Raw genomic sequence first — 20019 nt, forward strand, 5'->3', positions numbered from 1 at the left:
AAAAAATAGATATCGATAATCTTCGGGTCAACATTATCAAAGAAAAGCTGAAAAAAGGTTGTAGAAAATATGATTCTTTTTAAGTAATAATCTTAATCTATTGTGTGTGCTTGCAACATAAGTTACAAGCACACTTGGAAAACATATGCTTCTTTTATATTATTTTTGTACAGGTCCAGCATCCATAATAACTTGTTCAACTGCTTTCGCAACTTGTTCATGTACATTAAGATCTAATGGATGAGGAACAAGATCTCCTGGTTGTGTGCAGGAAGCAATTGCTTCGGCTGCTGCGACCAACATAGGGTGGGTTACATCGTTCGCCTGTGCATTCAAAACACCTCTGAAAATGCCCGGAAATCCAAGGACATTATTGACAGAACGCCCATCCGCCGCATATGCAGCGCCTGCTTCAATTGCGTCCGCTGAAGTAATTTCCGGATTTGGATTGGAAAGTGCCAAAATAATCTGCCCTTTGCGTACCCATTCTTTTTTTATCAACCCTTGGACACCTGTGGTTGCAATAATAATGTCACAGCGTTCCATTAGTTCTTCCAGTTGATCAACTGACGTACCTCCATAGTTTTCAAGACGCACTTTTGCTTCTTGTGATAGATCCGTACCAAGCACTGATTTTGCTCCGTATGCCATCAGCATCCGGCAAATCGCTAAACCTGCCGCGCCCAGTCCAATTTGTCCTACAACTGCCTCTTTGATATTAACATCGACATTTTTACATGCTGAAATAACCGCAGCGAGTGTGACAACAGCCGTTCCATGCTGGTCATCATGCATAACGGGAATAGATAATTCTTTTTTTAGACGATCCTCTACTTCAAAGCAGTGGGGTGAACCAATATCTTCAAGGAGAATCCCACTGAAGCTAGGAGAGATATGCTTTACCGTTTCCACGATTTCGTCTGGATTTTTCGTATCCAACAAAATCGGAATCGCATTAATATTTACAAGCTGTTCAAAAAGTGCAGCCTTTCCTTCCATTACTGGCATTCCGGCAACAGGCCCAATATCCCCAAGACCTAAAATCGCTGTTCCATCCGTAACAACGGCCACGCTGTTTCCGATATTTGTGTAAAACTTTGCTTTTTCAGGCTCTGCTTGTATCACTTTACATACTTCTGCCACCCCTGGTGTATAAACCTTACGCAAATCTGCAAGTGTTTGAATCTGCAGTTTACTTTTCATCTGCACCTTGCCGCCTTCGTGTGCACGCAGAACTTCGTCTGATACGGTTTGGACATGAAAATCATCTAAGCTATTGATCGCTTCAATAATCGCTGAAAGTTGTTCCTCTTTTTCAAATTGAACGGTAATGTTTCGTTGGGTATATGTAGGCCCTACTTTTAAGGTTTCAACATCCCCGATATCGCCACCATTCAGGCCAATTGTTGAGGCCACTTTACCAAGACTTCCCGGAACCGAAGGAATTTCAATCATTAACGTTCGAACTAATTTATTATCTTCCATTGTATAAAACCCCCAAATAAAATTTAGCCCTCTACAAACCGAAACAGCTTACGATCTTGTCCGTAAAACAATGAAGATGGCCGATGCTAATCTTAACTACTCAATTATAGCTTTAATCTTTTTTACATAGAAGAGCATGCCACTTTATTTAACGAAACTGTCAGATTTCTCTATATCAATCAAGTTTAAATTCTTCATTTAGATGACCTTAGGCTCTTGATTTAAAGGTTAGCTGATGCTCTTCTATCTAGGTTATTAGCGTTCATTTATAGCAACAAGAGTGCGGTAATAGGAAATAGGCTTTAACGACTTTGAGGTTGGAGTTATTGTATAATGGAATTGGAAAAATTTGATTGTCAACATGGATTTTAATCTAGTATTAAATGAAACTATCATTCGTTGATTGAATTGGACAATCGATCATATAAAAGTATTACAGGCGGTGTTTTTCGATGCAGAAAACTATTTTACTTGTAGAAGATGATCCAGCTATTAGTGATATGGTAAAAAGATATTTAAATAATGAATCCTTTCATGTTGAATGTGTCTTTGATGGCGAGGAGGCAGCAAGTTCCTTTAAGGATACGCATTATGATTTGGTCTTGTTAGACTTAATGATGCCAAAGTTAAATGGGATGGACTTTCTGCAAATGGTGCGAACTAAGAGCTACATTCCCGTCATTATTATGTCAGCAAAAGATAGTGATGTGGATAAAGCGTTAGGACTTGGTTTTGGAGCGGATGACTATATCACGAAACCATTTTCGATGGTCGAGCTTGCGGCAAGAGTGAAAGCGGCCATCAGAAGATCAACACAGTACATAGTCAGTCAGACAGAGATAAGTAAAATAATTAAAGTGCATGAGATTGAACTGGATACGGATAATCATCGTGTCATAAAGAAAGGGGTAGAGATCCATTTAACATCTAAGGAATGGAAGATTCTTCACTTGTTTTTTGAAAATCAGAAGAAGGTATTTACAAAAGAACAAATTTATCGCTCCGTTTGGGGCGATGATTACTATGGAGACGAAAATATTATAAACGTTCACATGAGCCGCCTAAGAGAAAAAATTGAAGATTCCCCATCTAAACCAGCCTATATTAAAACCTTATGGGGAATTGGGTACAAACTGGGAGAGTTTAAATGATTGCTGTATTAAGCTGTGTCGTGATTGCCCTTTTGATCTGTGTTCTTTATCAATACCAATTAAAGAAAGCAAGAGATAAAGATCTCCTTTATATAACAAATAAACTTGAGCTCATGACAAAGTCTCAATCAAGGGAACGGATTTTGGTTGTATCAGGTGATAAACAACTAGTTGGGCTGCTTGTTCATCTAAATCAACTAATAGATGATAGTATAGAAAATTCGCGTCAGTTTAAAAAAATGGAGACCTCTATGAAACGCATGTTAGCCAATGTATCTCATGATCTTAAAACACCACTTACCGTGATTGCGGGTTATCTTGAAATGTTTCAAAACGAACCTCCTATTAATGACCAAGAAAGAGCAAGGCTACTAAAACAAGTACATACTAAATCTTTAGAACTCATTACATTAATGAATACTTTTTTTGATTTAGCTAAATTAGAGTCCGGTGATAAAGATGTTCCGCTTGAAAAAGTGAATTTAACTGAGATTTGTAAAAATAATATTCTATTATTCTATGAATGGATCCAAACAAAAGGACTAGAAGTTATCATCGAGATACCGGATAAGCCCATTTTTGCGCTAGGAAATGAGGAAGCATTAAATCGTGTATTAAATAACTTGATTTCAAATGCTATTCGCTATGGTGCAGATGGGAAGATGATCGGTTTAAAGATATTTTGTGATGAAACGCACGTATATGTTGAAATATTTGATAGAGGAAAAGGAATGAATGAAACGGAGCAGGAAAGTGTATTTGAACGTATGTTTACACTTGAAGAATCCAGAAATAAGGCATTCCAAGGCAGTGGTCTAGGATTGACCATCACAAAAAGACTGATTGAAGAGATGGGAGGAGACATTTCTGTACAATCAAAAGCATTTGAAAAAACGTCCTTTATTTTTTCATTGAAACGCTATCTATTTTCTTAAGATTTTTGTAAGAATTAAGACAGAAAAAAGCAAGGGGCTTCAGGTAGAATAAAAGCAGTTAAAATGACGAGGAGGATTATCATGAGCTATGTTGTCCAGACGAACAATCTGACAAAAACATTTCAAGCGCAAGATGTTGTTTCCAATGTAAATATGAACATAAAAAAAGGGGAAATATACGGGTTTCTTGGAGCAAATGGTGCGGGCAAGTCAACTATTATGAAAATGCTGACAAATATGATGAAGCCGTCATATGGAGATATTACCATTTTCGGGAAACCGCTAAAGCACGATTCATTCGATTATTTAAAGAGAATAGGCAGTATGATTGAATATCCCGTTTTTTATGAAAAAATGACGGCGTTAGAAAATTTAGAACTACATTGTGCCTACATGGGATATCATAACAAACAGGCTATTTACGATGCTTTGGAGATGGTTGGTCTTGAAAATGTAGAAAATAAGCTGCCGAAAAATTTTTCATTAGGGATGAGACAGCGTCTGTGTGTCGCAAGAGCAATCATTACAAAACCGGAACTTTTAATTTTAGATGAACCGATTAACGGACTGGATCCAGCTGGAATTAAGGCGATGAGAAAGTTATTTAAAATGCTTAATCAAGAATACGGAATCACTCTTTTAATTTCCAGCCACATTATAGGTGAAATTGAGCAGATTGCAGCCACAATCGGCGTCATTAAAAGCGGCAAACTGATTGAAGAAGCATCAATAGATACGATTAGGGCAAGAAATACAGAATATATTGAGCTAGTAACAAGCAATCAGAGAAAAGCAGCCATGGTTCTGCACGATAAATTAGGCATTAATAACTTTAAGGTGATGGATGATCAAGTCATTCGAATCTACGCCACAGAAGTGCCTCAAGCGGCTATTTCTAAGACATTAATTTTGGAAGATATCAATATCGAGTCCATTGATAAAAAACGGACAACACTTGAAGAGTATTTTATTAAAAAAGTGGAATTAGCTCAGCCTGTGAGTTAATGTTTGGGTATTTTAATCAAGGAGGGATCGCTTTGCTTCATATAATAAGACTCGAACAAAAAAAGAATAAATTAGGATGGTTTATTAAAGGTGCTGTACTTGCTAATATAATCATTCTAGGTATTTTATGTATGTTTCCTGTAATTGAAAAGAGCGAAGGCGAGATAATAATCAAAAATTCTACGGATTTTTTTACGATAAGTGGAGCATTTGTTAGGGGCGTTTTTATTGTATTTGCCGCTGTACTCATTTCAAAAATGATTATTGATGAGTTTAAAAATCGAACGATTCTTGTCACGTTTTCCTATCCAATTAATCGAAAAAAAATTCTTAGTGCAAAATTGATTCTTATCTTTTGGATGACATTCATAACGATGGCAATCTCTAATATAGTAGTAATTATTGGTTTCATTGGATTAAATCAGCTCTTTCATTTAACTTCTGTAATAAGTTTAACTTTAGACGATTTTTTTTCGGAAATATTAAACTTAATGATGTTTAGTCTGGCAAGTGCAGGGGCGGCACTTGTACCGTTATATTTCGGGATGAGAAAATATTCTACACCAGCAACAATAATTTCCTCACTAGTAATCGTTAGTGTATCGTGTCAATCGATAGGTCCCAATTTTTCATTAGCCAGTATCATTTATATTCCGCTAGGCTTAGCATTAATTGCTCTTGGAATTGTTGCGATGGCAATTCGGAAAATCGACCGTATTGATTTAGGTTGAAAGATTTAGCAAAAAAATAATGACCGTGAACTAGGCTATGATGAAGGACAAAATTGAGTCAAGAAGCAAGCGAAACGTCCTTCATCCAGGTTATGAAGGACAAAATTGAGTCAAGAAGCAAGCGAAACGTCCTTCATCCGGGTTATGAAGGACAAAATTGAATCAAGAAGCAAATGAAACGTCCTTCATCCGAGTTATGAAGGACAAAATTGGGTTAAGAAGCAAACGAAATGTCCTTCATCCGGGTTATGAAGGACAAAATTGGATCGAAAACCAACCAAAATGTCCTTCATCCTATTTATCAGATAAATCTTTTAACATAAGGTAATGTGGAATGCCATCTTCCATAAATTCATCTAATGAAGTTTGATAGCCTAATTTGTGATAAAACCCTTCTGCATGTGTTTGACCATGCAGCTTAACTTGTGAAACACCTTCTTGGCGGGCGATTTCCTCTAACGTGTTAATAATGACTTTTCCAATCCCCAAGCTGCGAAATGGCTGCAGGATACAGATTCTTTCTAATTTGCCTTCTCCATTAACAAATCTTATTCGCCCAGTGCCGACTGGCTGATTTTGATAATATACTAAAACATGTTCAGATGGAGCATTCATTTCATCATATTGGTCGAATTCATCTTGTAATGGAACACCTTGTTCTTTAACAAAAACTTCTTCTCTAATATAAAAAGCCTTTTTTAATTCAGTTTCATTTGTTATTCTTTTTGCTTCCAATATCCTCATACCTCTCTGGATTTATTTAAATAAACGAGTCATACTTAAAACATCATACATAGTATATATTTAATATTGTTGTAAATGCAACAAAAAACAAATGAGGAGTTATAATAATGAAGGAAATTCTTCGTGAAATTGGGATGATTGCTAGATGCTTGGAATCTATAAGCAACATAGAATTTAAAGAAATGGGACTTTCAAAAGGTCAATATTTATATCTTGTTCGGATATGCGAAAATCATGGAATTATCCCAGATAAATTAGCAGAAATGATAAAGGTTGACCGTACGACAGCTTCTCGTGCCATTAAAAAGCTTGAAGAACAAGGACTAATTGAAAAAAGAAATGACTCAGATAATAAAAAAATTAAATGCTTATACCCAACCGAAAAGGGAAAGGAAATTTATCCATTTTTAAACAGAGAAGGTGAACATTCTAATAAAGTTGCCCTATCTGGATTTTCACAAGAAGAAATAGACACAATCTATAACCTTCTAAAAAGGGTTAGGAAGAGTATTGAGGTAGATTGGGAGTTTGTGAAAAAAGGGAATAAGAGGGAGTATTGAGATTGCTGAAGAGTGGCATTACTCATTGTGTCATCTTATCATTTGAAATTAATTGGTATAAATTATAGTATTTAGAGATAAGGCTCTTTATTAATTATTTACATAAAATCAACATAATAATAAATATTCATAGGATTGTCGTCCGAAAATACTAGGATAAAAGTTTAAGAGAACATATAAATATAAGAAACCGGGGGTTCTACATGAATAAAATAACACAAGCAGAAGCAGTAAAACTTAAAAGTGTGTTGTCTAAACGAATTCACGAGCTAGAAGAAGAAATGGATCGTGTTGCGTTCGTCCAAATAGAGGCTGGAAAGAAAATCCCTAATCAAAAAAGAACGATGACAGATGTAGAAAAAGAAATAGAAGAGGTTCGAGCTGATTATTGCTTATTAGATTCTCTCATGTATCGAGCTAATATTGATCATGAAATTAACTTTGGCAATAAAAATATCAGTATAGTTGAGGCTATTGAGCTAGCTACACAATTAAGAGCCAAAGCTAAAAAATTTAAACAATATGCTGCTGCAGAAAAGGAAGAGCATTTGTATTCTATTGGCGAAAATGTAGTGTTAATGAAACTCGCTACATTCGAACCAGAAGATTATCGAATGAAAAGCATGGAATGTGAGCGTCAAGCAAACCGTTTATCCAATTTAATAAATAGTAAAAACTATCAAATAGAATTAGATTTTGATGCAGATAAATATTTTTAATCCTTGAATAGGTGAGAGTCTTATTCAAGGCATAGAAGGAAACCCCCATAGTACAAAAGTGTATATTGAAAATGGCAAAGGAACAACCAATAATCCATTACCCATTACATAGTTACTCTTTATCTGTCACCAATTATAGCAATGGTGGTCGAGTACCAATCTTTAAGATAACACCTTCTATGAATAAGCCGACTGAAGATAGACTCGTTCTATCATCAGTCGGTTTTTTATTATTTTAGGAAATTATAAACGGAATAATTAAAGCGGTTTAGTCTTTTTATCCAGTTCCGTCGTAAAGGATGTACTAGTGCTGGCGTTGCCATTGCCGGAAGAAGGGTGAACCTCGCTGGGCGAGAGCATAAACCCGCCGGACTTCAGGCGGGAACGATCTTTTAACTGGTGGAACTTTTGGACTAGAGGGTGGATTCCTCGTGACTTTACTGATACTGGTCGGGTTTGGTGTGACCTATCTGTATGGAAAGAAAAAAAGGAAAGTATCTAAAGGATTGTCCCGTTAGTTATAATGATTGACTTATAGTTTTTTATCCTTTGTTCTTGAAAGCTAACATAAAAAAACAAATAGAATTTCATTTAAGAGCATGTTTTGATTAATGAAAACATGCCCTCTTTCAACAGGAACAAATCCATTTTTACTATTCAAATAAGCCTACATTTTCCCCTCACTCTTTTTTATTTTCATCAACAAAGAAGCATAAGATTCTTGCCTAAATAAGTAAAATTTTAAGGTGAAGCTGTTAATTAAAAATAGTAGACCAGCCAATAAAATAACGCCTTTAATGTGAATAATGCCGCTTAAATAGCCTCCTAATAAAGGACCAATCAGGTTTCCTAAGAAAAGAGCACTGTGATAATAACCAAATGTTAAGCTTTCCATTTTTTGAGGTGCATGGATTCGTATTAAACTGATCACGGAAGGAAGCAGGCCGCCTACGAATATACCCATCAAAAATCTAGCGAAAAGAAAAAGCCAGATAGAAGAAAACAATGCTTGAGAAACATAGCAAATAAAATTTCCTAACAAGCAAATTAGAAGAATCATTTCCGGTCCAACTTGATCTGCTTTTTTTCCTAAAATAGGGGAAAATATCATAATAGAAAACCCTGAGATAGAAACAGATAACCCCACCATCGTTGTCAAAAAAGCCTCTTTACTCCACATGCTTTCCACATACGAGGCTAAAAATGGAGAAGTGCTCATCGTGGAGAATTGAATCAGAAATCCGACGATAAATAAAGGTCCAATTAGAGGTTTTTTAATGATTTCTTGTAATTCCAAAAGAAAGTTTAATCGTTTTTGTTTGGTCATTTCATCTTTCAAGTTAGTTGGTTCAGGCTTATTAAGTTCTGTTAAAAAAAAGAAGATAAGAGCTCCTGCAATAAGCAGCATGGAGCTAGATACGTAAAGAATCTTATAAAATCCTATCCACTCTCCTAAAATTCCACCTATTAAAGGTCCAAAAATATTGCCTGCGTATGCACCAGACTGAGCACCGCCCAGTGCATAGCCGATTTTTTCTTTTGGCGTATTCATAGTAATAAATGGAGATGAAGCAGGAATAAATCCACCAAATATCCCTAAAATAAATCGGAGAATTAATAAATGCCAAGCGGAAGAACTAAAAGTCATAAAGACCGTTGCAAGCGCCATGCCAAAGGCAGAACGAATAAGAATGGTTTTTCTACTCGTTCTATCTGCAATTTTTCCCCATATCGGCTGAAATAGAAAAGCCGATAAAAAAGTAGCACCAAAAATCATTCCTGTCCAAAGCTGAATATCTGTTTGATTATGAACACCTAAATCATTTTTAAGATAGATTGGGATAAACGGTATGATTATGCTAAATGCAGACATGACTAAAAATTGTGCAACGCTCAAAACATACATATTCTTTTTCCAGACTTCCAACTTATTCACTTCTTTCACTCCTCTTTATCGAAATAAGCTTTTTTATATTTATTTCTAGTCTTGAGGATTATGTTTATAGTAAGAGTATATCGATTAGAGTGCACTATAAGGCAAGGAGGAATTTTCTAAAAAATATAGATTTTGTGTTAGATTTGTCCTATAAAAAGTATCTTAAAATCTAAGTATATTTTAAAATAAATTTTAGGGGAAACTGCCAAATAAAGGAGGAATAGTAGATGGATGAGAGATATCCGATTGGAGAATTTCAGTTTAATGGTGAGATTACGGAGAGTTTGATAGAGGGCTGGATAAAGGAGATTGAAGAGTTGCCTAGTTTAGTAAGAGGTGCTGTCAAAGATTTGAATGATGAACAGCTTGATACACCATATCGTTCAGGCGGATGGACGGTTCGTCAAGTAGTGCATCATCTTGCGGATAGTCATATGAATGCCTACGTTCGTTTTAAATTGGCACTTACGGAAGAAAATCCTACAATCAAGACTTATGAAGAAGGAAAATGGGCAGAGCTTCCTGATTATAAATTGTCAGTTCCTATTTCACTATCGTTGCTTGAAGCACTGCACATTCGTTGGGTCGAGCTTTTACGAAGTTTAAGTCCTGCTGATTTGGAAAAGACATTTATACATCCTGATTCAGGCGAAGTTTCTGTAGGTAAAAATATAGGTATTTACGCTTGGCATGGCCGCCATCATCTTGCACATATTACTTCGTTACTAAATAGTAAGGGCTGGTAAATTATAAAAGTTATTCTAGGAACAGATCCGTTATATGATGAAAAAATTCATTTCATTAAAAAGATAAGAATCCATTTGATCAACTTTTATCCAAAATGGATTCTTTTTATTTTTCATGGGAGTTGTACAACGTGTACAGGGTATACTTTAATAATTTTCCAATCAAATGGCTGTAGTTATCTCTGTTGATTTTCATAATATGCTTCATCCGCATATTTCTTGTCCGTTCCTTTAAGGTAGGCTAATATCATTTGCGGACGTTTAAGTAAAGCCCAGTCTCCATATTTATCAAACCTTCTGCATGAAGTGATCATTCCGTTTTTAATTGTACCGTATTTTTTTCCGTTTTTCTTTCCCCACTCTTTTAAACGTTTTGCAAAGTCAGCATCTTCCGCCATCAGCATCTTTTCATTAAATCCTTTGATTGACTGAAAATCTTTTTTGTAGCACCAAAAGATCCCTACAGATATCGCTCCATACTTAAAGAGTAATGGGACTATTAGTAATAGAACAGACACTATTATACCTATGGACATTCTTTCAAATTTCCCGGTAACCCCACCGCCTATGTATTTCTCCGTTGTTAAGTACTTTTCAACATCGGACAACATATTCTCTGTCATTAAATTATCTGCATCTATCGTAACGATTATGTCACCTCTTGCTAACTCAGCACCAGTATTTCTAATTAGGTTTTTGTCAGTATTCTTTAAAGTGATACAATTGTATGATTTTGCGATTTCCTCTGTTCTATCCGTACAACGATTTAACACAACAATGACTTCAACCTGATTTTTATATGATTTTGACGCTGCGGCAATCGAGTTTAGGCATCTTTCAATGTACTTTTCTTCATTATGGGCAGGTATAATAATGGAAAACTTAATATTTTCTTTCATCTTATCTTCTAAAAAGTGGTACCTTTCATTCATACAATTTCTCTCCCTTAATGCTTTGTTCAATAAAAACCAATGTCATTTAAAATAATAATTGAGGTTAAAGGATCAGATAATGAAGACAATTTTTTCTCTTTGGTGCTGAACCATATTCTAGATGCAACACTTCGAGTAAAAATCATTCCGAAAAATAAATTAGCGAACAAATTCGTCGGTGAAATCCAATCATATCAATTTTATCAATTTATCCAACTTATAAAATCACTCCTCTCACTAACTATTTTACCACTTTCATCCAGTTAAAGGGTGGGGGCTGGTTGAACAATTTTGATCAAACTTTATTTAGAAGATGCAGTAATGGTCGACATGTTTCCTGAATGAATTTGACAAATAATTACTATTATCACATAATAAGTATGTTTAAAAGTTTAAACATATAAGGATGAAGAGTATGGAAAACTATGAATGTAATAACAAAGAACGAGTTTTAGAAAAATTTAAATTAACAACTCCTATATTCCAAGCTTTAGGAGATGTTAATCGTCAACAAATTATTATGCTTTTACTTGAGCAAGATAGTCTGAATGTTAATCAAATAACGGAGAGAATGAAGCTTTCAAGGCCAGCAGTTTCTCATCATTTGAAAATATTGAGGCAAGCAAGTTTGATTGCTTTTAACAGGAATGGAAATGAAAAATTTTATTCATTGAGTTCTAAAGAGTTTCTAAAACAAATCAAAGAACTGATTCAAACAATTGAACAAAGCTATTGATTTGTTCTTTTTAAAATCAAGGTTTAAACTTTTAAACATATGAACATTATTTAAAAAATTGGAAGGATGAAAAAATGGAGAATAAGAATCAATCGAAGAGTATTTATTTTTTAATGCTGCTTGTTCCTTTGTTTTGGGGAGGGGCGTTTGCAACGGCAAAGCATGTTATCACGGAAATTCCATCGCTTATTGCTGCAACACTTCGTTTTGGTATAACAGGGATTATACTAGTGATAATCGTGACATTTCAGAAAGAATGGCATTGGAAAGAGATCAGAAAACGCTGGAAAGGTTTATTATTTATTGGCCTCATTGGGGTTTTCGGCTACAATGCTCTCTTTTTTACGGCATTGAAATATACTTCTGCAACAAACGGTGCATTAATTATAGCTGCTATGCCTGTATTCACCATGTTAGGTTCTGTCTTGTTTTGCAAAGAAAATTGGAGCAATAAATCTGGTATGGGTTTAGCTTTATCACTGATAGGGGTCATTATTGTCATTATTAAGGGTTCACTTTCCGCTTTATTCTCTCTCTCATTTAACTTAGGAGACTTGCTTTTTGTTGCAGCTCTTTTATGTGGAGTTATTTACGGACTAACAGGTAAATCTATTGTTCAAGGAGCACCGGCAATGTTATCAAATACCATTATGATGTTATCAGGATCCATTTTTCTGGCGGTCAGTACTGTATTTGAAGGTGGCTGGGATAAAGTATCAAATATGTCGATGCAGAGCTGGATTGAAATGGCCTACATGGTTGTATGTGGAACATTGATCGGTTATGTTATTTTTAACAAAGGTGTAGAATTATTAGGAGGCAGTAAAGCAAGCATGTATTTAAATTTAACTCCTATTGTAGCTACATTACTTGCAGTTATTGCATATGGTAGTTCCATTACTTTGATACAAATCGTGGGGATGGTAATGGTGCTGATAGGTGTCTATGTTGCTACTACCAAAACTAGTGATCGTAAAGCATCACTTGCACAGGTAAATGAAAAATGAATAACTTCGAAAAAGAAAACATCGAGGAAAGGAAGAGAATTAAAAAAAAGAGAGCAGCTCATTGGTCGCGCTAGCAACCAAAGTGCTCTCTTTAAGTTATAAAAAATCTAAGCACCTCCCATAAATATGAACCGTTTCATCTTCCTTCGATTCCAGGTTCAACATATGAAATGGGATCTCCTACTTTAAATGTTGATTTAATAATGCGTCCATAAAATATTGCTTTCATCCTTCGACTATTAATTATTCTCTCAGACTAAGAAAAAATGGTATTGGACACATTTTCAGACTTATATTTGATTGTCTAATAAATGAACTGATTCGTCAATTTCATTCCTCGTACCAATGATTGATAAGTATTTCACAAAAAAAAGTGTATATTTTAGTAGAGTTTATTATTATTCCGTAGATGTTTGGCTAAAATACTGGAGGAAGATGAAGAATATTTCTAATATTTTATTAAGATGGGATAAATAATTTTAGGAGGAAGCTTTTAAGTTAGATTGAAAAAAGTGGCGTCTGATTCATTATTTCAATACCGACCTGAGATCGTATTAAAGGTATGTTTGCTTGAAATTCAGGCTATTAATCGTGTAATAGGAGGAAATAAAGTGGCAAATAAAGAATTGAAGAGGGGATTAGGAGCACGCCATATTCAGATGATTGCTTTAGGTGGTACAATTGGTGTTGGCTTATTTAAGGGTTCAGCCAGCACAATCGGGTGGACAGGTCCGTCTGTCTTGCTTGCTTATGTAATCTGCGGAATATTTATCTTTTTTATTATGCGTGCAATGGGAGAAATGTTGTACTTAGAGCCAACTACAGGTTCATTTGCAACATTTGGCCATAAGTACATACATCCATTAGCAGGTTATATGACTGCGTGGAGCAACTGGTTCCAGTGGGTGATCGTTGGGATGTCTGAAATTATAGTCGTTGGGGAGTATATGAGGTATTGGTTCCCAGATCTGCCTGCATGGATACCAGGTTTCATCGCAATGGTGATTCTTGGTGCAGCCAACTTAATTTCCGTTAAATCATTTGGTGAATTTGAATTTTGGTTTGCGATGATTAAAATCGTTACCATTGTGTTGATGATTATTGCAGGGATTGGTCTTATTTTCTTCGGATTTGGCAACGATGGAGACCCGATCGGATTATCTAACCTTTGGGCACATGGCGGCTTCTTTACAGGTGGCTTGTCAGGATTTTTCTTTGCTCTATCTCTTGTTATTGCAGCTTATCAAGGGGTTGAACTAATTGGAATTACAGCTGGAGAAGCGAAAAATCCACAAAAAACGATAACGAGCGCGATTCAAAGTATTATTTGGCGTATTTTAATCTTCTATATTGGTGCTATTTTTGTTATTGTAACGGTTTATCCTTGGAATCAACTTGATTCGCTTGGAAGCCCGTTTGTTTCAACTTTTGCAAAAGTGGGGATAACAGCAGCTGCTGGTATTATTAACTTTGTTGTCATTACAGCAGCAATGTCTGGCTGTAATAGTGGCATTTTCAGTGCGGGGCGTATGCTTTATACATTGGGAGTAAATGGACAAGCTCCAAAATTCTTTATGAAAATCTCTCGTAATGGTGTACCATTATTCGGTACGATTGCTGTACTTATCGGTTTAGCAATTGGTGTTGTTTTAAATTATATTGCACCGCCAAAGATATTTGTGTACGTGTACAGTGCAAGTGTGCTTCCAGGTATGATACCATGGTTTATCATTCTTATTAGTCAAATTCGATTTAGAAAAGCAAAAGGAGCTGAAATGGCAAAACATCCATTCAAAATGCCTTTTGCCCCTTTTACCAACTATTTGACGATTGCCTTCTTAATGATGGTATTAGTCGGTATGTGGTTTAATAATGATACACGTTTATCACTGATTGTTGGGATTATTTTCTTATGTCTTGTTATTATTAGTTATTACTTATTTGGTATCGGCAGGCGTGTGCCAATAGATCAAACAGATGAGAAGTGACAAAACGATAGTTTAGTTTGTTTGATTAATCATAATGTATGTAAAAGGCTATCAAGATGAATATAAAAAGAGGCTCTCTAAAAGTATAGAGTGCCTCTTTATAATAGGCTTTATTCGTATAACTCGCAGACGGAATACACTTCGCTTTCCGTGGGCGAGCGTCGAGCCTCCTCGTCGCATACGCTCCTGTGGGGTCTCGTCTTTCTCGCATTCCCACAGGAGTCTACGTGTATTCCGTCTGCTGAGACTTCTTCTCCCATTTTTCATGTTAAAAACAACAAACTTTGAGAAAACAGCCTTATAATAAGTAAAATAAAATGCGCTTGCTTCAACACCAAACAATATATACTTATATTTACGATAAAGCGCCCTTATTCTCAAGGGCGCTCGTTCATTTAAATTTTTATATCAAGTTTCGCCTGTTTCTTAAGCTCGTCCACTTTTTTTACAAGTTTTTCTTGTTTCTTTTGCTGCTCCAGCTGCTGCTTAATTTGAGGTTTTATTTCCTCTAACTTCGGAGGTTTTTGTTCTGTATTGCTTCCTTGCTGGGAAATTTGATTATAGTACTCTTGAATTTCTTTGTCTGTCACTTTATCTACTTGAACTTCTTTATCAACGTAAGCTGTGAATTTAATACCCTCAGCAATTTGTGATTTAAGTTCCTTTATATCTAAACCTGCTTGTTTTAACGCTTCGTTAAATTCCTTTTCACTTTTATAGGGTTTCTTGCTTTCGTCAAATTGTTTGTTAATTTCGTCTTCTGATGCTTTATAGCCTTTTTTATCAGCATCTTGGATAAGAAGTGTTTGTCCTACTAAACTGTCAATAGTTTGTTCTTTAATTTGCTTTGCTGCTTCTTTTGATGTTGGGTCTTGTCCCATTTGTTGAAGCTGCATTTGTGTTGATGATAATACGCTATTATAGTCACTGCCCAAAAGCTTCTTGTCATTCACAATAGCAACAGTTTTGTTTTCGTCTATTTTTTGCTTGTTGAGTTTCTTTTGCATTTCTTCCATTTGTTTTGCTTGATCCTGCATCTCTTTTTGAGAGGTTTTTGTCTCTTTGTTCTCTTTTGTTTTATCGCCTTCGCTATTTGATGAACATGCAGTTAACATAAAAGACAGCAGTCCTATAAATAATAGAAATATCAACTTTTTCATGATTTTTCTCCCTTCGTAGCCAAGAAGTATAATTTCCTGTTGTAAGAAAATCATCTATTGTGCATTGTATAGGATAATAACATAAAAAGAAACTATTTCTGCTTATTTTCCAAATCTGTAAAAGGATTGAAAGGTTTTTGTAAAACTAATGGCGAGTTGTTTACGAAATGTTAAAGGTATTCTGATTATCGTTAAAAAGTAATAGGGTTGCCTGCGAATCACTGCTTGCAGACAACATTTTGAAAGGAGAATCTCCCCCCTTTTTTTCTCGACTTACCGATAAAAAGGGGAATCCGATCTTAAAGTGTTTGTCCATTATCAACTATAAATACTTGTCCAGTGATAGATTCTTGAGTTATTTGAAAAAGAATTGTCTCTGCAATATCATCAGGAGTGGAAATTCTTTTAAGCGGTAAGTTGCCGGCAAGCTGATACATTTTTTCTTTGTTGCCAGCCCACCATCTTGTATCAACGGCTCCGGGGGCGATACAATTCACTCTAATGTCAGGAGCTAATGCAATCGCTAATGATTGCGTCATTGTGTGGATAGCAGATTTAGTTGCTGCATATGGTATGGATGAGCCAATTCCATTTATACCTGCCACACTTCCAATATTTATAATAACTCCTGATTTTTTCTTTTTCATATAAGGAGCAACAGCTTTTACACAATGAAACATTCCTTTTACATTTACGTTGAAAAGGGAATCCCATACTTCATCTGTTGCGGAGTCTAAGTCATCCATTGCTATTTGAGCAGTAATGCTTGCGTTATTCACTAAACCATCTATCGTACCAAATGTGGCGACAGTTTGAGATACCATCTCATGTATTTCTTGTTCAATTGCTACATCTGCTTTAAAAGCAAATGCTGTACCACCTCGTTTTGTTATTTCATGGACAACTTCTGCCGCTTCCTTTTCTGAGCGGCTATAATTAACTACAACCTTTGCTCCCGCATGTGATAATTTTAATGCTGTTGCCTTTCCAACACCAGTGCCCCCGCCAGTAATGATGAATACTTTATCTCGTAATTCCATTCTACATCATCCTTTTTTGTTTGATTGAACATGATTTATTATATATTCAACCAAGTGAACGGTATAATAGTAGATAATGAGATAGGTATCATTTTAAATGATACCAATGGAGGAATGTTTCATGGAAAGTCATGATTTACGAGTCTTTAAACAAGTTGCTGAAATGCAATCGATATCTCAAGCTGCTGAAAAATTAGGATATGTTCAACCTAATGTTAGTCAGAGAATTAAAAGTTTAGAAGAGGAGTTAGGCGTCCAATTATTTTCACGGAATAATAGGGGAGTAGCATTAACCGGTGAAGGAAGAAGTTTATTAGAGTACACAAATCAGATTTTATTTTTAATGGATGAAGCCAAATCAAAGATTAATCCTTCTAAGTGGAGAGAATCCCTACTAATTGGAGCACCCCAAACAATTTCTGCAGTTAAAATACCTCAGCTATTGTCTTCTTTTTTAACGAAAAATAAAAATATGGATGTAAAAGTAAGGACAATGGATAAGCAGAAGCTGCAAGAAATGCTTTATTATGGGGAACTTGATGGTGTTTTTATCAATGGTACGTATAATAACTCCCAGTTTGTAAGCGTTTATAGTTATTATGAAAAAGTTATGCTCATTTCACCTCAGCAGACTCCGTTTAAAAAGAAACAGGATCAAACTTTGCTCGTTAATAGCGACCCTGATTGCATCTATAGAAAAATACTCTTAGAGTTTACAAACAAAACGAATGATAAAAGTACAAACATCATAGAATTGGATTCACTGGAGTCTATTTTACAAGCTGTTCATGATGGGCTTGGCATCAGTGTAATACCTGCAGATGTTGCAAATAGTCGAAAGAATATCCAAACCGTTCAATATAAAGAACTATCAGAAACGATCAAGATAGATTTTGTCATTAAACAAAGACAACATCAACCACAAAGTCTAACTAAATTTATTCGCTTTTTGCAGAATCTATAATGGAAATTAGTTGTGATTCAATACCCTGAATTGTTTGTTGAGCATGTTTCGATATTTCTAAGATAATGAGTTACAAGACAGAAGAATGGATAGGATGACTTATGTGGAGTATACTTACTGCAAAGTCATCTATTTTATTATTTTACTTAATTTAATAGACTGGAGGTACTATGGAAACCACATCTAAAATTAATGCACAAGAGACATTTAACGAAAAAGTAATTATCCCAATTTGGAGCTTGGCAGCGCTCTTGGTTGTTATGAATACAACAATGTTTAACGTCGCTCTACCAAGAGTAGCAAGCGATTTTTCTTTAACACCTACTGCTGCTTCATGGATTGTGACTGCATACTCCATCATTTTTGGGATTTCAACAATTACTTATAGTCGGCTGACCGATTATCTACCTATCCGTAAAATGGTTCTGTTTGGTGCCGTTCTATTAGGGATTTCTTCATTAATAGGCTACTTCGCACATCATTTTATTCTATTGTTGATTGCACGGATTCTTCAGGCAATGGGGGCAGCTGCATTTCCGGGGTTAGGTTATGTGCTATTTTCCCGGTATATCCCGAAAGAGCGTAGAGGTAGTGCCATGTCTATTATCGCTTCATGTACATCACTTGGATTTGGACTTGGTCCAGTGATCGGGGGGATTCTAACACAATTTATAGGATGGCATTTCCTTTTTGTCCTAACAGGGGCAGTTATGTTGACCATTCCAATCTTTAATAGACATGTACCGCAGGAAGAAACAAAGTCCATCCATTTTGATATTATCGGAAGTATTTTGGTAGGGGTTGGGATCACAGGTCTTTTGCTGTTTGTGACGACTTTCGCTATATGGTCGCTTGGTATTAGTATCGTTTCTTTTGGAGTGCTCTGGTGGCATATCAATCGTATACATTCGCCATTTATCCATCCGAAATTGCTTCAGAAGAAAGGTTTCACATCCCTAATTACGATTAGTTTTGCCGCGTATTTTATCAATTTTGCAACATTGTTTTGTGTACCTATTATGTTGGCGCAAGTTTTTCACCGTAGTCCAATGGAAATAGGATTGATTATTTTTCCTGGTGCGATTATTACTGCGTTTGCCTCAAAGAAAATAGGGAATATTATTGATCGATTAGGAAATACGCTTGTCTTACGATGGGGGATAGTTTTTCAATTTCTTTCAGTCGTCCTTTTTGCATCCATAGCAAGTCACTCTATTTATGGTGTTCTGATTAGTTATATTTTTATGAGTCTCGGATTTTCCAGCCTAGCTGCCAGTAATTCTAATGAAATTTCTCAGTATTTATCTAAAGAACACTTAGGGGCAGGATTGGGCATGAATCAATTAATCAGCTTCTTTGGAGGTGCCTTTGGTGTAGGCGTAACAGGTATGTTAATTGTTTTACAAAAAGGAACAGACTTGGCAAGTGTATTTCAAAATATTTACGTCGGCTTTTGTGTATTACCTATTATTTCATTATTTTTACTTAAGAAATATAAGAAAACGGTTGTGTCATAAATTTATAAAGACAAGCAATTCGTTAACAATAGATTTTCTATATTTTAGATTAGAGGTGTAGATCTAATGAATCCATTGCAGAATATTTCGCTGACACCAATAGGTATTATTCACAGCCCGTTTACATCGCCGGGTGAGATGCCCATTCAACCCACTGGAGAGCTGGCAACTGCTGGTCACGTACAAGTACTGCCGCAGTATGTAGAAGGGTTAGAAGGCTTAGACGGATTTTCCCATGTTATTTTAATCTACTATTTCCATCTTGCCGGTCCGTCGTGCCTTAAGGTCCATGCATTTCTAGACGATCAAGAGCATGGTGTGTTTGCTACAAGAGCGCCGGTTCGACCTAATTCATTAGGTCTTTCTGTCGTCGAAGTGGAACGTATTGATAGTTGTAATTTGTTTTTGAAAAATGTCGATGTCCTCGATGGGACTCCGCTTTTGGATATTAAACCGTTTGTGCCGAAGTTTGACGTTCCTCAAAACACGGTGGCCACCGGTTGGATGGATAACATATCGGAGAAAGCCATTCATAAGCGGGCCGATAACCGATTTGTAAGGAAAAAGTGTGACGATTGCTAGTTTAATAACATTATCTGATGATGAAAAGACATGAAGTTGTCAATATGTGGTCGGTATTTCCTTTGATATACTTGAACGAGG

At 35.7% G+C, this 20019-nt stretch carries 19 protein-coding genes; 13 read left to right on the forward strand and 6 right to left on the reverse strand.

The features are described 5' to 3' along the window. Nucleotides 1-159: 159 nt before the first annotated feature. Nucleotides 160-1485, reverse strand: coding sequence for an NAD-dependent malic enzyme (locus tag ACTXGU_RS05520; protein ID WP_443480500.1), 1326 nt, complete (start codon nt 1483-1485; stop codon nt 160-162). Nucleotides 1486-1937: 452 nt separating this feature from the next. Between ACTXGU_RS05520 and ACTXGU_RS05525 the strand changes: the two genes are divergently transcribed. The 4 genes from ACTXGU_RS05525 to ACTXGU_RS05540 all read left to right on the forward strand — a co-directional run bounded on the left by ACTXGU_RS05525 (nt 1938) and on the right by ACTXGU_RS05540 (nt 5307). After that, nucleotides 1938-2636: a response regulator transcription factor gene (locus ACTXGU_RS05525; RefSeq protein ID WP_443480501.1), complete on the forward strand. Its 699-nt coding sequence runs from the start codon at nt 1938-1940 to the stop codon at nt 2634-2636. Next, nucleotides 2633-3571 (forward strand): sensor histidine kinase, encoded by a 939-nt coding sequence (locus ACTXGU_RS05530; RefSeq protein WP_443480502.1) that lies wholly within the window; start codon nt 2633-2635, stop codon nt 3569-3571. Before ACTXGU_RS05525 ends, ACTXGU_RS05530 begins: the two co-directional genes overlap by 4 nt. 81 nt (nt 3572-3652) lie before the next feature. Continuing rightward, nucleotides 3653-4576 carry an ABC transporter ATP-binding protein gene (locus ACTXGU_RS05535; protein WP_443480503.1) on the forward strand — a complete coding sequence of 308 codons (924 nt, stop codon included), beginning with the start codon at nt 3653-3655 and terminating at the stop codon, nt 4574-4576. Between the two features lie 32 nt (nt 4577-4608). Continuing rightward, nucleotides 4609-5307, forward strand: a complete 699-nt coding sequence (locus ACTXGU_RS05540; protein WP_443480504.1) for an ABC transporter permease — start codon at nt 4609-4611, stop codon at nt 5305-5307. Between the two features lie 294 nt (nt 5308-5601). On the opposite strand, the gene ACTXGU_RS05545 is transcribed toward ACTXGU_RS05540, so the two are convergent. Then, a complete protein-coding gene (locus ACTXGU_RS05545) occupies nt 5602-6042 on the reverse strand; it encodes a GNAT family N-acetyltransferase (protein ID WP_443480505.1) in 441 nt (146 codons plus the stop codon). A gap of 116 nt (nt 6043-6158) precedes the next feature. Here ACTXGU_RS05545 and ACTXGU_RS05550 point away from each other — a divergent pair, with 116 nt between their 5' ends. Together ACTXGU_RS05550 and ACTXGU_RS05555 are read left to right on the forward strand one after the other, a co-directional pair. Continuing rightward, nucleotides 6159-6611 (forward strand): MarR family winged helix-turn-helix transcriptional regulator, encoded by a 453-nt coding sequence (locus ACTXGU_RS05550; RefSeq protein ID WP_443480506.1) that lies wholly within the window; start codon nt 6159-6161, stop codon nt 6609-6611. 203 nt (nt 6612-6814) lie between these two features. Beyond that, complete coding sequence (locus tag ACTXGU_RS05555; RefSeq protein WP_443480507.1) at nt 6815-7330, forward strand: hypothetical protein; 516 nt, start codon at nt 6815-6817, stop codon at nt 7328-7330. Nucleotides 7331-7997: 667 nt separating this feature from the next. Here ACTXGU_RS05555 and ACTXGU_RS05560 read toward each other — a convergent pair. Continuing rightward, nucleotides 7998-9266 carry an MFS transporter gene (locus tag ACTXGU_RS05560; protein ID WP_443480508.1) on the reverse strand — a complete coding sequence of 423 codons (1269 nt, stop codon included), beginning with the start codon at nt 9264-9266 and terminating at the stop codon, nt 7998-8000. Between the two features lie 227 nt (nt 9267-9493). On the opposite strand from ACTXGU_RS05560, the gene ACTXGU_RS05565 reads away from it, so the two are divergent. Beyond that, a complete protein-coding gene (locus ACTXGU_RS05565; RefSeq protein ID WP_443480509.1) occupies nt 9494-10012 on the forward strand; it encodes a YfiT family bacillithiol transferase in 519 nt (172 codons plus the stop codon). A 176-nt stretch (nt 10013-10188) separates the two neighbouring features. Here the strand turns inward: ACTXGU_RS05565 and ACTXGU_RS05570 are convergent, their stop codons facing one another. Then, nucleotides 10189-10944 carry a glycosyltransferase gene (locus ACTXGU_RS05570; RefSeq protein WP_443480510.1) on the reverse strand — a complete coding sequence of 252 codons (756 nt, stop codon included), beginning with the start codon at nt 10942-10944 and terminating at the stop codon, nt 10189-10191. A gap of 415 nt (nt 10945-11359) precedes the next feature. Here ACTXGU_RS05570 and ACTXGU_RS05575 point away from each other — a divergent pair, with 415 nt between their 5' ends. The 3 genes from ACTXGU_RS05575 to ACTXGU_RS05585 all read left to right on the forward strand — a co-directional run bounded on the left by ACTXGU_RS05575 (nt 11360) and on the right by ACTXGU_RS05585 (nt 14675). Continuing rightward, nucleotides 11360-11680: an ArsR/SmtB family transcription factor gene (locus ACTXGU_RS05575; RefSeq protein ID WP_443480511.1), complete on the forward strand. Its 321-nt coding sequence runs from the start codon at nt 11360-11362 to the stop codon at nt 11678-11680. A gap of 74 nt (nt 11681-11754) precedes the next feature. Further along, the gene (locus ACTXGU_RS05580) at nt 11755-12687 is read left to right on the forward strand and encodes a DMT family transporter (RefSeq protein WP_443480512.1); all 933 of its coding nucleotides are present in this window, start codon (nt 11755-11757) and stop codon (nt 12685-12687) included. A 611-nt stretch (nt 12688-13298) separates the two neighbouring features. Further along, nucleotides 13299-14675: an amino acid permease gene (locus ACTXGU_RS05585; RefSeq protein ID WP_443480616.1), complete on the forward strand. Its 1377-nt coding sequence runs from the start codon at nt 13299-13301 to the stop codon at nt 14673-14675. A 395-nt stretch (nt 14676-15070) separates the two neighbouring features. Here the strand turns inward: ACTXGU_RS05585 and ACTXGU_RS05590 are convergent, their stop codons facing one another. Beyond that, nucleotides 15071-15835 carry a SurA N-terminal domain-containing protein gene (locus ACTXGU_RS05590; RefSeq protein ID WP_443480513.1) on the reverse strand — a complete coding sequence of 255 codons (765 nt, stop codon included), beginning with the start codon at nt 15833-15835 and terminating at the stop codon, nt 15071-15073. Between the two features lie 299 nt (nt 15836-16134). Further along, nucleotides 16135-16875 (reverse strand): SDR family NAD(P)-dependent oxidoreductase, encoded by a 741-nt coding sequence (locus ACTXGU_RS05595; RefSeq protein ID WP_443480514.1) that lies wholly within the window; start codon nt 16873-16875, stop codon nt 16135-16137. A gap of 121 nt (nt 16876-16996) precedes the next feature. Here ACTXGU_RS05595 and ACTXGU_RS05600 point away from each other — a divergent pair, with 121 nt between their 5' ends. The 3 genes from ACTXGU_RS05600 (at nt 16997) to tsaA (ending at nt 19938) form a co-directional block, all read left to right on the forward strand. Then, complete coding sequence (locus tag ACTXGU_RS05600) at nt 16997-17839, forward strand: LysR family transcriptional regulator (protein WP_443480515.1); 843 nt, start codon at nt 16997-16999, stop codon at nt 17837-17839. Between the two features lie 170 nt (nt 17840-18009). Then, complete coding sequence (locus tag ACTXGU_RS05605) at nt 18010-19356, forward strand: MFS transporter (protein WP_443480516.1); 1347 nt, start codon at nt 18010-18012, stop codon at nt 19354-19356. A 66-nt stretch (nt 19357-19422) separates the two neighbouring features. After that, entirely contained in the window at nt 19423-19938 is a 516-nt protein-coding gene (gene tsaA / locus ACTXGU_RS05610) for a tRNA (N6-threonylcarbamoyladenosine(37)-N6)-methyltransferase TrmO (RefSeq protein ID WP_443480517.1), read from the forward strand. The last annotated feature ends 81 nt before the right edge of the window (nt 19939-20019 follow it).

Source organism: Niallia sp. 01092 (assembly GCF_052318935.1).
Classification (GTDB): domain Bacteria; phylum Bacillota; class Bacilli; order Bacillales; family Cytobacillaceae; genus Niallia.

What these genes read in the sequence shown, in the direction of transcription:
- ACTXGU_RS05605 (WP_443480516.1), top strand. Translation starts at nt 18,010, where the DNA reads ATGGAAACCACATCTAAAATTAATGCACAAGAGACATTTAACGAAAAA.
- ACTXGU_RS05555 (WP_443480507.1), top strand. Translation starts at nt 6,815, where the DNA reads ATGAATAAAATAACACAAGCAGAAGCAGTAAAACTTAAAAGTGTGTTG.
- ACTXGU_RS05575 (WP_443480511.1), top strand. Translation starts at nt 11,360, where the DNA reads ATGGAAAACTATGAATGTAATAACAAAGAACGAGTTTTAGAAAAATTT.
- ACTXGU_RS05565 (WP_443480509.1), top strand. Translation starts at nt 9,494, where the DNA reads ATGGATGAGAGATATCCGATTGGAGAATTTCAGTTTAATGGTGAGATT.
- ACTXGU_RS05590 (WP_443480513.1), bottom strand. Translation starts at nt 15,835, where the DNA reads ATGAAAAAGTTGATATTTCTATTATTTATAGGACTGCTGTCTTTTATG.
- ACTXGU_RS05595 (WP_443480514.1), bottom strand. Translation starts at nt 16,875, where the DNA reads ATGGAATTACGAGATAAAGTATTCATCATTACTGGCGGGGGCACTGGT.
- tsaA (WP_443480517.1), top strand. Translation starts at nt 19,423, where the DNA reads ATGAATCCATTGCAGAATATTTCGCTGACACCAATAGGTATTATTCAC.
- ACTXGU_RS05530 (WP_443480502.1), top strand. Translation starts at nt 2,633, where the DNA reads ATGATTGCTGTATTAAGCTGTGTCGTGATTGCCCTTTTGATCTGTGTT.
- ACTXGU_RS05520 (WP_443480500.1), bottom strand. Translation starts at nt 1,485, where the DNA reads ATGGAAGATAATAAATTAGTTCGAACGTTAATGATTGAAATTCCTTCG.
- ACTXGU_RS05570 (WP_443480510.1), bottom strand. Translation starts at nt 10,944, where the DNA reads ATGAATGAAAGGTACCACTTTTTAGAAGATAAGATGAAAGAAAATATT.
- ACTXGU_RS05525 (WP_443480501.1), top strand. Translation starts at nt 1,938, where the DNA reads ATGCAGAAAACTATTTTACTTGTAGAAGATGATCCAGCTATTAGTGAT.
- ACTXGU_RS05550 (WP_443480506.1), top strand. Translation starts at nt 6,159, where the DNA reads ATGAAGGAAATTCTTCGTGAAATTGGGATGATTGCTAGATGCTTGGAA.
- ACTXGU_RS05580 (WP_443480512.1), top strand. Translation starts at nt 11,755, where the DNA reads ATGGAGAATAAGAATCAATCGAAGAGTATTTATTTTTTAATGCTGCTT.
- ACTXGU_RS05535 (WP_443480503.1), top strand. Translation starts at nt 3,653, where the DNA reads ATGAGCTATGTTGTCCAGACGAACAATCTGACAAAAACATTTCAAGCG.
- ACTXGU_RS05600 (WP_443480515.1), top strand. Translation starts at nt 16,997, where the DNA reads ATGGAAAGTCATGATTTACGAGTCTTTAAACAAGTTGCTGAAATGCAA.